The sequence below is a fragment of the Bacillus sp. S10(2024) genome (genome assembly GCF_050473865.1).
In the GTDB taxonomy this organism is placed as follows: domain Bacteria; phylum Bacillota; class Bacilli; order Bacillales; family Bacillaceae_G; genus Bacillus_A.
On the sequence record NZ_JBFLUR010000002.1, the window covers coordinates 2,832,740 to 2,846,356 of the forward strand.

The 13,617-nt window shown below is 37.5% G+C and carries 11 protein-coding genes; 3 read left to right on the forward strand and 8 right to left on the reverse strand.

Annotation, left to right across the window (positions count from 1 at the left end; translation table 11 throughout):
- Window position 1: 1 nt before the first annotated feature.
- The 8 genes from AB1280_RS14540 to AB1280_RS14575 all read right to left on the reverse strand — a co-directional run bounded on the left by AB1280_RS14540 (window position 2) and on the right by AB1280_RS14575 (window position 8,820).
- Entirely contained in the window at window positions 2–1,471 is a 1,470-nt protein-coding gene (locus AB1280_RS14540) for a spore germination protein (protein WP_429756250.1), read from the reverse strand.
- A gap of 115 nt (window positions 1,472–1,586) precedes the next feature.
- On the reverse strand, window positions 1,587–2,762 hold the full coding sequence (locus tag AB1280_RS14545) for a M20 family metallopeptidase (RefSeq protein ID WP_429756251.1): 1,176 nt from the start codon (window positions 2,760–2,762) through the stop codon (window positions 1,587–1,589).
- Between the two features lie 258 nt (window positions 2,763–3,020).
- Window positions 3,021–3,242: a DUF4022 family protein gene (locus AB1280_RS14550; protein WP_272191606.1), complete on the reverse strand. Its 222-nt coding sequence runs from the start codon at window positions 3,240–3,242 to the stop codon at window positions 3,021–3,023.
- Between the two features lie 120 nt (window positions 3,243–3,362).
- Window positions 3,363–3,662 (reverse strand): cytochrome aa3 quinol oxidase subunit IV, encoded by a 300-nt coding sequence (gene qoxD, locus AB1280_RS14555; protein WP_090918941.1) that lies wholly within the window; start codon window positions 3,660–3,662, stop codon window positions 3,363–3,365.
- Window positions 3,663–3,664: 2 nt separating this feature from the next.
- Window positions 3,665–4,267 (reverse strand): cytochrome aa3 quinol oxidase subunit III, encoded by a 603-nt coding sequence (gene qoxC / locus AB1280_RS14560; protein ID WP_272191602.1) that lies wholly within the window; start codon window positions 4,265–4,267, stop codon window positions 3,665–3,667.
- Window positions 4,268–4,280: 13 nt separating this feature from the next.
- Entirely contained in the window at window positions 4,281–6,215 is a 1,935-nt protein-coding gene (gene qoxB / locus AB1280_RS14565; protein ID WP_272191599.1) for a cytochrome aa3 quinol oxidase subunit I, read from the reverse strand.
- 33 nt (window positions 6,216–6,248) lie between these two features.
- The gene (gene qoxA, locus AB1280_RS14570) at window positions 6,249–7,118 is read right to left on the reverse strand and encodes a cytochrome aa3 quinol oxidase subunit II (RefSeq protein WP_272191597.1); all 870 of its coding nucleotides are present in this window, start codon (window positions 7,116–7,118) and stop codon (window positions 6,249–6,251) included.
- Window positions 7,119–7,413: 295 nt separating this feature from the next.
- Window positions 7,414–8,820: an amino acid permease gene (locus tag AB1280_RS14575; protein ID WP_429756252.1), complete on the reverse strand. Its 1,407-nt coding sequence runs from the start codon at window positions 8,818–8,820 to the stop codon at window positions 7,414–7,416.
- Between the two features lie 404 nt (window positions 8,821–9,224).
- Between AB1280_RS14575 and AB1280_RS14580 the strand changes: the two genes are divergently transcribed.
- The 3 genes from AB1280_RS14580 (at window position 9,225) to AB1280_RS14590 (ending at window position 13,510) form a co-directional block, all read left to right on the forward strand.
- Entirely contained in the window at window positions 9,225–9,968 is a 744-nt protein-coding gene (locus AB1280_RS14580; RefSeq protein ID WP_272191593.1) for a C39 family peptidase, read from the forward strand.
- A gap of 333 nt (window positions 9,969–10,301) precedes the next feature.
- Window positions 10,302–11,699: an amino acid permease gene (locus AB1280_RS14585; RefSeq protein ID WP_429756253.1), complete on the forward strand. Its 1,398-nt coding sequence runs from the start codon at window positions 10,302–10,304 to the stop codon at window positions 11,697–11,699.
- Between the two features lie 227 nt (window positions 11,700–11,926).
- Window positions 11,927–13,510 carry a DNA-binding protein gene (locus AB1280_RS14590; RefSeq protein ID WP_429756254.1) on the forward strand — a complete coding sequence of 528 codons (1,584 nt, stop codon included), beginning with the start codon at window positions 11,927–11,929 and terminating at the stop codon, window positions 13,508–13,510.
- The last annotated feature ends 107 nt before the right edge of the window (window positions 13,511–13,617 follow it).

Genomic DNA, 13,617 nt, shown 5'->3' on the forward strand with positions numbered 1-13,617 from the left:
TTTATTCCCTCTCCTTCGAACGCAGCGTTTTATCTTTCGGTTGTAGGTACTCAGGTCTCTCTTTTAACATAGCTTTAGGCAAACGGACAATATCCTCTTTCCAATCTTTATAAAAAGCAGGCGAAATTGGTGTAGAATATGGTACTCCAACACTCGTTAAATTTACAATATGAATCGCTAATGCAATTAACCCTAAAATAATTCCATACAAACCAAAGGCTGTAGCTAATAAAATAAATGCAAACAGCAAAATACGAAAGGTAATAGTAATACTGTAGACCGGCAAAGAAAATGTAGCTACCGCTGTAACTGCAATAATTATTACAAGAAACGGGTTTACAATCCCAGCACTTACAGCAGCTTCTCCAATAACGAGACCTCCTACAATCCCAATCGTTTGCCCCATCGGCTTAGGGAGACGAATTCCCGCTTCACGAATCAGTTCCATTGTAAAGGCCATGATGAGCGTCTCGATATAAGCTGGAAATGGAACACCCTCTCTTGCTCCAGCAATTGAATATGCAAGATTAGAGGGAATAAGCCCTTGATGATAAGAGACAAGAGCTATATACATAGCTGGTAATAAAATCGCAATCATCCCTGCTAACATGCGAAGTCCTCTTAACAACGTTCCAATCATCCAACGTTCGTAGTAATCTTCTGGTGATTGAAAGATATCAACCATCACCATCGGAGCAATAAGTACAAATGGAGAACCGTCTACTAAAATAGCTGCTTTTCCTTTTGCAAGTGAAGCCACGACATTATCCGGTCTTTCTGTATTTAAAAATTGAGGGAACGGCGATAAATTATTATCTTGCACTAATTGTTCAATCGTTCCTGTCTCAAAAATAATATCGGTTTCAATAGATTGAAGTCTCTTGTGTAATTCCTCTACAATATAAGGATGAATAATATCTTCAATGTAAGCTAATGTTACTTCTTTCTGTGAACGCTTCCCCATAATATAGGAACGAAAACGTAGTTGCGGGTCACGTATATGACGCCGAATTAACATTTTGTTTATATTCACATCTTCATTAAAACCTAGATTAGGCCCTCGAATTATTGTCTCTGTAACCGGTGAATCGAGGCTCCTCCTCTCCCATTCGCGAAAATTTACAATTATTGCAGAAGGAATACCATCCAGTAGCACAATTGTATCGCCTGCTAAAAGTGCATTCATAACATCCGGAAATGTCCTAACGATACTCACTTCTCCAACTGACAAAAATTGATCCATTAATGTTTGAATAATTGAAGCTTGTTTAGGAATTTCTTCATACTGCAATGGTCGAATAACAAAACGGTAAATCATGTCTTTATTACTTAGTCCGCATAAAAATATAACTGCACATCGATCATTTGTCCCCGAAAGAGAAATTTCACGCACAGTTAAATCATTAGGTGAATCTAACTTATTTCGAATTTCATTCGTTATTTTCGATAAGTTAGCATCTAACTGAACCATATTTATCACCTAACTTTCTATTTCAAAATATTGTAGTTATATTTCTCCATTTCAAGCGAATATATACAAAAAGAGTTATCCCATAGTAACAGGATAACTCTAATAAAGCACTATCTTATGTTCTATTTTTCATGAAGTTCAAAACGGAAGAAACAAATATATCCACACCAATTGGCAAGGCCTCCTCATCAATTGTAAAACGCGGATGATGATGGGGATATATAATCCCTTTCTCTTCATTTCCAGCCCCTATAAAGAAAAATGTACCTGGGGCTTTTTGTAAAAATGCTGAAAAATCTTCCCCAGCCATTGTCGGCTGTAAACGAACAACACATTCTTTTCCTAAAAGTTGCAATGCCGTACTTTCTACATGCCTTGTTACAACTTCTTCATTTACAACCGGACGATATCCATATTCATATGTAAATGTATATGATGCACCGTATGCCTCTGTAATACTTTTTACGACTTTCTCGATGCGCTCTGCTGTTTGCTTTCGAAGCTCATTTCGTAAACTTCTCACTGTCCCGCCAATTGTCGCACTATCAGGAATGACATTATGAGTTGTTCCTGCATGAAACTGCGTTACCGATAACACCAATGAATCTAACGGATTCGTGAGTCTGGAGACAATTTGTTGTAATTGCGAAACAACTTGTGTACCAATCGCAATACTATCAATTGTTTCATGCGGAATACCGGCATGTCCACCTTTCCCAATAATCGTAATCGAAAATGCATCCGGAGCAGCCATCGCTGGACCATATATCACGCCAATTTTCCCAACTTCCAGCGGTGACCAAAGATGTGCACCAATAATGCAATCAACGCCTTCCATAACACCAGCGTCAACCATTTCCTGTGCACCGCCCGGAAAATTTTCCTCAGCATGTTGAAATAAAAAGCGAATTTCCCCTTCAATTTGATCATATTTTTTCGAAAGTGTATATGCCGTTCCCAGTAACATCGCCATATGTCCATCATGTCCGCACGCATGCATAACTCCTTTAGAACGGGAAACAAAATCAAACTGGTTTTCCTCTTCAATAGGTAGTGCATCCATATCAGCACGAAGCGCAATTGTTCGTCCAGGTCGCTTACCAACCAATCGTGCCATTACACTATAACGCGCCGGACGCGAAACTTCTAGATGAGGAAATGTTTGCAATATATCATAAACCAGTTGAGATGTTTTTTCTTCAGAATAAGAAAGCTCTGGATACATATGAAAATGTCTTCTCCACCAAATAAGCTGTTCTTTTGAAATAGATGCCTCTTCGATCAGGTCCATATACAATCATCCTTTCTTCGTGAAATTAACTGTTATTATAACTTGTATATGGATAAAAATAAAAACTATTCTGTTAATTAAGATTGTTATATATTCATTTTTCTAACTCTGCCATGCAGAGTACAACATGCCCGCTATTTGCTTTCTCCTTTTGTTTTAAACATTGCATGTGGCAGGAAAAAGTCCTGGCCGCTTCTATGCACGGCCAGACCCTCTGGTCTCCCCCCTAAAAAGAAAGTTTTTTAGCTTGTATTATACTCAAAGGTTCTTATCTATAAGTTGTAAAAAGAAATAAGCAGGTGCAACACAAAGTCCTAATACACTACACGTTCCCATAATAAGAGAAAATAAGAGACAAGAATATTTTACTGCCTTTGTTTTTTTCCACCCATAACTCCAAATTTCGATACTTAAACCAATTAGTATAATGGCAACAAATATTTCCCCAAGTAATAAAAGGGCTAAAGTCTCGATTGACATATATTCACACTTCCTTAGTTGCATAATAGTAATATTTTACCATACACAGAAGTGAACCTTAAGAAATAATTATAAAAAAAGCCTGCTGGGACAATGTCCCAACAGGCTTTTGAAAGTATATTACATAGAGAAGAAAATCCAAACTGTACCGACAACCGTTATTGCCGCAATGAAAAAGTGGAATACGATTGTGATTGTTTGTATTACTCCCTCTCCTTCTGTCATGTGCATAAACATAACTAATTGCAATGCTGCTTGTGCCACTGCCATTACAAGAATGCTTGTTAAGATTGTTGAAAGTGGCAAGCTTGTGTGTAACGCTACATATAAAGCTAGGAACGTTAATGCAAGCGATAAAATAAATCCGAAAACGTGTGACCACGGAAATCCGCTATGAGCATTTGTATTGTTTTGTCCCATTATTACGCCACCATCCCGTTCAAGTAAACTAGTGTGTAAATGAAGATCCAAACAACATCAAGGAAATGCCAGTATAAGCTGATAATAAACACTTTACGAGCTGTAACTGGTGTCAGTCCTCGTTTTAAAATTTGGATAATAACACAAGTTGCCCAAATGATACCACCTGTTACGTGGGCACCGTGCGTTCCAAGAAGAACGAAGAATCCAGATAAGAATCCACTTGTTTGTAGTGTAGCACCTTGGCCAACATACATGATAAACTCTTCAACCTCCATGTAAAGGAAGCCAGCACCTAATAATAACGTAATGATAAACCATAGGAGCATACCATTTTTGTTTTCTTTACGCATTTCATGAATTGCAATCCCGCATGTGAAACTACTTGTTAAAAGTAAAAGTGTTTCAATCATAACAGGCTTTACTTCGAAAATTTGTGCTGGTGTTGGCCCGTCTGCCGTACGACCAGCTAATACTAGGTAAGAGGCGAAAAGCGTTGCAAACAGCACGATTTCAGCCCCAAGGAAAACCCAAAACCCTAAAATATTCAATCTGCTTTGTTCAGATTGATATTCTAAAGGTAAGCTTTTATCTAAAGCCGCCATTTCGTTTCACCTCTCATGCAACATGTTCTGTCTTTTTAATTTCATCTACGCTAACGTAGTATCCGTCGTCGTAATCAAACGAACGCCAGATCATACAACCTAACATACCAATACCACCGACAATTGCTAAACCGAACCAGCTAAATACTAATGCAAAACCTGCAAGACCAATAAAACAAGACATAATAATTGGAACACCTGAATTGCTTGGCATATGAATTGGTTTTAGTTCTTCAGGTTTCGGTGTAATAGACTCACCGTTTTTCTTCATTTCCCAGAATACATCGCTATGCTTAATTTCTGGTAATTTTGCAAAGTTATAATGTTGTACAGGAGATTGTGTTGCCCATTCAAGTGTACGAGCATCCCAAGGGTCTCCAGTTAAATCGCGCTCACCATGACGAATGCTATAAATTACGTTGTAGCATAATAAGGCGAAGCCGACTGCCATCATTACTGCACCGACAGATGCGATTAAGTTTAATCCGCCCCATCCAAGGTTTGCAGAGTAAGTGTACATACGACGAGTCATACCATCTAAACCTAGGAAATACATTGGGAAGAAACAGATGTTAAATCCAATCATAAAGATCCAGAATGTCCATTTACCAAGACGTTCATTTAGCATATGACCAGTCATCTTTGGATACCAGAATGTAAATCCAGCAAGCATCGCAAATACTGTACCTGCGATTAATACGTAGTGGAAGTGAGCGATTAGGAAGTAGCTGTTATGGTATTGATAATCAGCTGCTGCCATCGCAAGCATAACCCCCGTAACCCCACCGATTACGAAGTTTGGAATAAACGCCAATGACCAAAGCATTGGAACTGTAAAGCGAATACGTCCTTTATAAAGCGTAAACAACCAGTTAAAGATCTTAACACCAGTTGGAATCGAAATCGCCATTGTCGAAATCGAGAAGAATGAGTTAACTGCTGGACCTGCACCCATTGTAAAGAAGTGATGCAGCCATACAAGACCACTTAAAGTTGCAATTGCAACCATTGAGTAAACCATTGCTGTATATCCGAATAATCGTTTACGTGAGAACGTACTTACGATTTCAGAGAAAATACCGAATGCCGGTAAAATAACGATATATACTTCAGGGTGACCCCATACCCAGAACAAGTTCGCCCAAAGCATCGGCATACCGCCACTCGCCATCGTAAAGAAGTGAGCATCGAATAAACGATCAAATGACATCAATGCAAGAGCAACTGTTAATACAGGGAATGCAAAGATGATGATGACACATGTAATTAAAATAGACCAAGTAAACATTGGCATTTGCATTAATTTCATGCCTGGTGCACGCATTTTTAAGATTGTTACAAGGAAGTTAATCCCTGTCATCAGCGTCCCGAGACCTGAAATCTGCAATGCAATTGCATAGTAGTTATTTCCTACACCAGGGCTAAATTCTGTACCAGCCATTGGGAAGTATGATGTCCACCCAGCGTCTGGAGAACCACCGATAACGAAGGCGATGTTAAATAACATAGCACCTACGAAGAATAACCAAAAACTTAATGCATTTAAGAAAGGATATGCAACGTCACGTGCTCCAATTTGCAGAGGAACAACAACGTTCATAAGTCCCATAACAAACGGCATTGCCATGAAGAGAATCATAACCGTACCGTGTGTTGTAAAGATACCATTATAGTGTTCAGCGTTTAAATATGTTGTGTCAGGAAACGTCAACTGGGCACGAATCATTAATCCGTCCATACCGCCACGGAACATCATTACAATTGCTGAAATGATATACATTAATCCAATTTTCTTATGGTCAACAGAAGTTAACCACTCATCCCAAAGCCATCTCCACTTTTTGTACTTTGTCAGCACAAAAATGATTCCTAACGTCACAAGAACAATAGATGCGTCCGCTCCGTAGATAATCGGATCGCCTGTGACAAAAAATTCATCGAGCTTCACTATATTCACTCCAATCTGTAGGAATAATCGTTATTACTTTTTGTTTTTGTAGTAGTTGTAATCACAATATTCAAGTGATTTTGGATCTACATATTTTAAATGTGTATTAGAGAATGTCATACGCCCTACTACACCTGGTTGAATAATTTCTTTATATTTCTTTTCTGATAACGAAGGGGCACCTTTTGCTTCTTTTACCCACTTGTTATATTCTTCTTTTGTTTTCGCTTCAAGCTCAAACTCCATATCAGTAAATCCTTCACCAGAGAAGTTTGCACTACGTCCAGTGTAAGAACCTGGTTTATCAGCTTGTAGGAATAAATCCATAATCATGCCATCCATTGTATACTTCATTCCACCAAGTTCTGGAACCCAGAAAGCATTCATCGGACCGACAGATGTTAATTTAAATTGAATTGGTACACCTGCTGGTACATTTAAATAGTTAACGGTTTCAATTCCTTCCTCAGGATAACTGAATAACCATTTCCAGTTAGCAGATGTAACGTAAATTTCAACAGGTTTTATATCTTTCGTTTGTTCTGGTGGCTTTTCCGTTGCATATGTTGCTTTTACTGTCGGGATTGACAATGCAATCACGATGATAACAGGGAAAATAGTCCAGATAATTTCTAGAAGAGTATTACCGTGTATATCAGGTGGCTCATAGTCCATATTTTCTGGTTTTTCACGGTAACGAATTAAAATAACTGTAAACAGGACGAATACGACTAGGATAATTACTGACATCAGTATGAGCGACCAAATAATTAGATCATACTGCGTTTTTGCAACAGGTCCTTGTGGATTTAATACAGCGATTTTGTCGCATCCACCGAGGAACAAGAGTAATGATAGTGGAAGAAGTGAAGCCAACTTCCAAAACTTTTTTTTCAGTTGCACGATTGAAAATCTCCTTTCTCCTTGGATTGAAACTATGCCAATAAAATAATATAAACCTATTAATTTATAGTTAGCAATAGTTTTTGAGATATTGTTAAAAAATAGACACAAATGCACAGTTTTTACGATGAAAATCATTTGTAACTTGCTTATATTGTAAACTATTTTTGTAACCAAACATTGATTTTTAAAATTTTAAGATAAATAAAGTTATACCAGAATATCCAGTAAATAGAAAAAAGTTATCTCGTAATAGAATGAGATAACAGAAGATTTTATATATTCAGTTTATCATTTATGAGACGTTTTTTTGCTGCTCAAATGTGACAATTTTTTTATATTTTACTTTATAAAAAATGTAACAAATAATCATGAACGGAATGCCGCAATATAAAGCAATACGTTGATCTGGAATAAACGCTAAGCTTATGAATGTAACAAAGTTTAAAGAAAACGCTGCAATAGGAACAAGTGGATAAAGCGGCGTACGGTATTTTAAGTCTCGTACATCTCCACCGTTCTTAATAAATTCTCTTCTAAAGAAAAATTGAGATGCAGCAATAGACATCCACACAACGACAGCTGCCATAGCCGCAATCGATGTTAACACTAAAAAGACGGTATCAGCGGCAAATACACTTGTTAAAAGAGAAAGGCCGGCAAAGATTAAGCTAAAAATTAAGGCATTGATCGGTACCCCTTTTTTCGTTAGCTTTGTGAAACGCGGACTTCCCATTCCTTGTTTTGCCATCGCCCAAAGCATGCGAGAATTTGCGTATAAACCAGAGTTTGCTACCGATAATACAGCTGTAATAATAACAAAGTTCATAATGTCTGCTGCATAAGGGATTCCAGCTGTGTCAAAAACGAGTACGAACGGGCTTTCTACGAGATTTGCTTCTTGCCATGGTAATAATCCTACAACTACAGAAATGGCAAGAACGAAAAAGAATAGTGTTCGCCAAATTGTATTTTTTATAGCACGTGGTATTGTGATTTCTGGCTGCTTACTTTCGCCTGAAGCAATACCAATTAATTCTGTTCCCTGAAACGCAAAGTTAACGGTAATCATTGTAAGAAGAACAGCTGGAAGTCCATTTGGAAATAGTCCGCCATTGTCTGTGAAGTTATGGAACATCGGTGCGGGCTTACCGTTAAAGTCTAATAAACCAAACATAACAGCACCGCCGACTAAAATAAAAACAATAATCGTCATTACTTTAACACTTGCAAACCAAAACTCAGCTTCAGCATAAGCACGTGCGGATGAAGCGTTTATAATAAAGAGTATGGCAGCAAATACAACACACCATATCCAAGATGCAACATCCGGAAACCAACGCTTCATTAAAATACTGACAGTCGTTAATTCAACCCCGACAGTCACAGCCCAGTTCAGCCAATACATCCACCCAACAACAAATCCAAAACCAGGTGAAATAAATTTGCTAGCATAACTTTGAAAAGAACCCGCTTCCGGCATGGCAACTGTTAGCTCCCCAAGACAAAGCATAGTTAAATACATAACAAACCCGCCGACTAAATAGGCAAGAATAGCTCCACCCGGTCCAGCATTGTGAACAATTTGTCCAGATCCCATAAATAATCCAGTTCCGATAACGCCTCCTAAAGCAATCATGAAGAGGTGTCTGCTTTGCATCGTACGTTTTAGTTCATTTGGCTGCTTCTCCTTTTGGATCATATGCCCCTCACCCCATACTTTCATCTTGTTTAGTGGAAATTAAATATTCTCTCAATCAAAGAAATTTAACTAAGTTAAACATATTTCATTTTAACAAAATATTCTAAACATGTATATTTATTTTTCTTTTTATTTTAAAAAATTAGAATTTTCACCGCGATATATTTTTAGTGTTTCGACATATAAATTGTTGATATGCAGAGTGCATCATAACCTTCACCTCTCTTTGTTTTAAACCGTCGCCATAAAAAAGAAAGGGAATTTATGTCGTTTTTTCGATTTATATAAATATCTAAATAATATTCCACATAAACATCCTAGTAAACTAGTGAAAACAAAGGTACAATGGAGAGTGTGTCACTTTTCAAAATGTAAGAAAATAATTATGTAATGGAGTTAGAGAAATGGCTAGGATCGTCAAATACGTATGTATTTTAAGTATTGGTGTTATTGTTGGTGTAGCATGTAATAAGCAAGTTATGGGCGTAATTGAAACTGGGAAAAATAAAATTTTTCAAAAAACCCAGGAACTTCGTGTTGATTTTTCATTTGAAATGAAAGACAAAGTGATGATTGAAAATGTTCCATTTATAAAACAGCTTCCTGAATTAGAACGTGGTTGCGAAGTGACGAGCTTAGCAATGTTACTTCAATATAAAGGAGTTAAAGTGGACAAAATGACACTTGCGAATGAAATTGCTCGTGTCCCATTTGAGACAAACGGTGTGCGTGGAAATCCACACGAAGGGTTTGTTGGAAATATTTACACAAAATCCGAACCGGGTTATGGAGTATACCATCAGCCGATTTTTCAATTAGCACAGAAATACATTCCAGAGAAAGCAGTTGATTTATCTGGAAGAGACGTGAAAGATTTATATAAAGTACTTAGTGCGGGTTCTCCAGTATGGATTATTGCAAATACAACCTTTGCACCACTAAATGAGGGAAACTTTGAAAAGTGGAATACAAATGCCGGGGAATTAATGGTTACATATTTTGAACATAGTGCCGTTATAGTCGGCTATGATCAAAACTCTGTATATGTAAATGACCCATTGGCTGATAACCCGCGTAAAAGTATTCCACGCGCTCAATTTGAAAAAGCGTGGGAACAAATGGGGAAACAAGCAATTACTATTTTGTAACGATGAAAAGCTATCAATTTTGATGGCTTTTTGTTGTTTATTAGACAATATATAAAGATCAAAAACAATAAAATGCCCTTTCTTTAGGGGTGAACAAGAGCCTCTGTCCATGTATAATAGCGGTCAGGCCCTTTTTCCGCCTCGTGCGGCGCTTCACACAAAAAGAGCAAACAAGTACAAATCATGATGTATTCTCATAGCAACGATTTATATAGTACAGAAAACATTGTCTTTTTTTGTAGCATAACAGTTGTAAATGTTTTATAATTTTAAATAGTTAAATAAATTTGTAAGCGGATACAATATTTTTCTTACTAGTTAAGGAGGTTTATTATGCAGCACACAAACAAAACAGAAAACTTAAACCGTGGATTAAAGCAACGACATATTACCCTTATGTCACTTGGGTCTGCTATTGGGGTTGGACTATTTTTAGGATCAGCTTCCGCTATTAAACTAGCAGGACCGTCCATTTTATTCGGTTATATTATTGCAGGCCTTGCGATTTTTTTCATTATGCGAGCGCTTGGAGAAATGGCAATTGAACAACCTGTTGCAGGTTCATTCAGTAAATATGCACATGACTATTTAGGTCCGCTAGCAGGTTATATAACGGGCTGGAACTATTGGTTCTTATGGGTTGTAACTTGTATGGCCGAAATTACAGCAGCAGGAATTTATATGGAATATTGGTTCCCAGGAACTCAGCGTTGGGTTTGGGCGTTAATTGCTCTTGTATTAATGACCGCATTAAACTTTTTATCTGTTAAAGTGTATGGAGAACTTGAGTTTTGGTTTGCTTTAATTAAAATTGTCACAATTATCTGTATGATTGTAATTGGCACCGGTATTATTTTATTCGGTTTTGGAAACGGCGGCGTAGCGACTGGAATTTCAAATCTTTGGTCACACGGCGGTTGGTTCCCAAATGGATTTTCTGGCCTTCTTTTATCATTACAGATGGTACTATTTGCTTACTTAGGAGTAGAGTTAATTGGTGTAACAGCTGGAGAAGCGGAAAACCCGAAAAAAACATTATCTAAAGCGATTGATAACGTTTTTTGGCGCATTTTAATCTTCTATGTAGGTGCTTTATTCGTTATGATGGCAATTTATCCATGGAATGAGATTGGTGAAAAAGGAAGCCCATTTGTACTAACGTTTGAACAAATCGGCATTGCGAAAGCAGCAGGAATTATTAACTTTGTTGTATTAACAGCTGCTCTTTCTTCTTGTAATGGTGGTCTCTTTAGTACAGGCCGTATGCTATTTACATTAGCACAGCAAAAACAGGCACCAGAAAAATTTGGTCAGTTAAATAAAAATGGAATTCCGAGCAAAGGGATTTTAGCAACAGCTTTCGTATTATTAATAGGCGTTGTATTAAACTACGTTGTTCCTGCAAAAGTATTTACGTGGCTAACGAGTATTTCTACGTTCGGCGCAATTTGGACTTGGGGTGTCATTATAGTTGCGCAGCTTCGTTTCCGTAAGGGACTATCACAGGAGGCGCAAGGCAAATTAACATACAAAATGCCATTGTATCCACTTAGCTCCTATGTTACGCTCGCTTTCCTTGTTTTAGTATTAGGAATTATGGCATACTCCGCTGATACGCGCATCGCATTAATAGTTGGACCAATTTGGCTCATGGCGTTAGTAGTTATTTATTATGCAAAGGGCTTTCATACAACAGATAAAACATCGAAATCGTCTTCGCAAATTGGGTAACGTTAATCCCTTCCTCATATGAGGAAGGGATTTTTTCTCCTCTATCGCAGCATAAAAAATATTTCTCAACAAAATTCACCTTAAATTTACAAAAATTTATAAAATCCCCCTTTTTTCTTCCGTTATATTCCGTTAAAGTAATACAGGGGCACTTTTATCCGTAGGGGCATTTGATAGTTAGTTGAACAAATCGCACTCTTACTTAACTTACTTTAGGGGGATTATTTATGAAGAAACAAAAATGGCTGAAACTCACACTCGCAACAGGAATGACTTTAAGTATGGCTACCATATTTAGTTCGACGACTTTTGCTGAAAGCGCTGTAGATCCAGCTCCGCAAATTACTGCAAAAATTGTGAACGAAAATGCTGGAAAAAAGGTATTATTTGATAATACACATGCCCAAACAGCAGGAACAGCTGATTGGGTTATTGACGGGGGATTTTCTGATTTTGGAAACGGCGTTGCAAACAAAGGCTACTTTGTAAAAGAACTACGCAAATCAACACCTATTACATATGATGATTTAAAAGATTACAATGCATTCATCGTTCCAGAAGCAAACATTCCTTATAAAAAATCCGAACAAGACGCGATGCTGCAATATGTAAAAAATGGCGGCAGTATCTTTTTTATAGCCGATCATTATAATGCTGACCGTAATAAAAATCGCTGGGATTCCTCAGAAGTTTTCAACGGGTATCGCCGCGGGGCGTGGGAAAATCCAGCAAAAGGAATGTCTTCTGAAGAGGCATCTTCACAAGCTATGCAAGGTGTAGAAAGTTCTGATTGGCTAGCAGACAATTTCGGCGTACGCTTTCGCTATAATGCAATTGGTGATGTTTCTACAAATAAAATTGTAGCGCCTGATCAATCATTTGGAATTACTACAGGTGTTTCATCTGTTGCCATGCATGCAGGATCCACAATTGCAATTGTAAATCCTAAGTTAGCAAAAGGGATTGTCTATTTACCAGAAAGTTTACCTAAGTGGAATAACGCTGTTGATAGTGGTGTATATAACGGCGGTGGCATCGCTGAAGGCCCTTACGTCGCAGTTGCAAAAGTTGGTTTAGGAAAAGCAGCCTTTATCGGTGACTCTTCGCCAGTTGAAGATGCAACGCCAAAATATGTTCGTGAAGATACGGGACAGCCTAAAAAAACATATGATGGATATAAAGAAGAAAGCGATGCTACTTTATTAACAAATATCGTAAAATGGCTCTCTACAAAAGAAACATATACGAGCTTAGACCAAGTAAACGGATTACAATTAGACAAACCAACACCATTAAAAACATTTGAACAACCAAGTGCATCAACTGAGCCGCAACCAGAACCATGGGGCGCTCCTAACCAAGGGTACCAATGGTTTAATTCAAGTACATTTAAACCTGGTTCTTACGGATATGGCTATAATAACAACAATAATAATGATGATGGAAACGTCTCAACGAATGATTATAACTTTATTCACCCTAGTATTCTTCCAAACAGCGGTGTATTTCAATTAAAAATACAAGCAAATCATTTATTACCAAACACGACTTACAATAATTACTCCCTAGGTATTTATACAAGTGGTGGTACACAAGTAGCAAAAGTTCAAAACGAAAATGGTACTTGGCCTTCTTCTTACGGTTATAGTAATTCATTTTCCTTTACGACAAATAGCCTAGGTGTCGCTGAAAAAGTCGTGAATGTACAAATTGCTCCTAATACAGTAGGACAAGCTACATTACGCCTTCGTCAAAATACGACTGTAAAAGAAAATAAAACAGTTGTAATCGGAACATCTGCTATTCGATAAAAGAAATCCCCTTTCAATAGAAAGGGGATTTCTTTTGTACATAACTATCCCTATCACTATATAAGAATAATTTTTTACAAAAAAGTGACCTTTGTTGACTCAGAAAA

Excerpts from the sequence above, each read along its gene's own strand:
- AB1280_RS14575 (WP_429756252.1), bottom strand. The coding sequence starts at position 8,820 with ATGATCCAAAAGGAGAAGCAGCCAAATGAACTAAAACGTACGATGCAA.
- AB1280_RS14550 (WP_272191606.1), bottom strand. The coding sequence starts at position 3,242 with ATGTCAATCGAGACTTTAGCCCTTTTATTACTTGGGGAAATATTTGTT.
- AB1280_RS14580 (WP_272191593.1), top strand. The coding sequence starts at position 9,225 with ATGGCTAGGATCGTCAAATACGTATGTATTTTAAGTATTGGTGTTATT.
- qoxC (WP_272191602.1), bottom strand. The coding sequence starts at position 4,267 with ATGGCGGCTTTAGATAAAAGCTTACCTTTAGAATATCAATCTGAACAA.
- AB1280_RS14590 (WP_429756254.1), top strand. The coding sequence starts at position 11,927 with ATGAAGAAACAAAAATGGCTGAAACTCACACTCGCAACAGGAATGACT.
- AB1280_RS14540 (WP_429756250.1), bottom strand. The coding sequence starts at position 1,471 with ATGGTTCAGTTAGATGCTAACTTATCGAAAATAACGAATGAAATTCGA.
- qoxD (WP_090918941.1), bottom strand. The coding sequence starts at position 3,662 with ATGGGACAAAACAATACAAATGCTCATAGCGGATTTCCGTGGTCACAC.
- AB1280_RS14545 (WP_429756251.1), bottom strand. The coding sequence starts at position 2,762 with ATGGACCTGATCGAAGAGGCATCTATTTCAAAAGAACAGCTTATTTGG.
- AB1280_RS14585 (WP_429756253.1), top strand. The coding sequence starts at position 10,302 with ATGCAGCACACAAACAAAACAGAAAACTTAAACCGTGGATTAAAGCAA.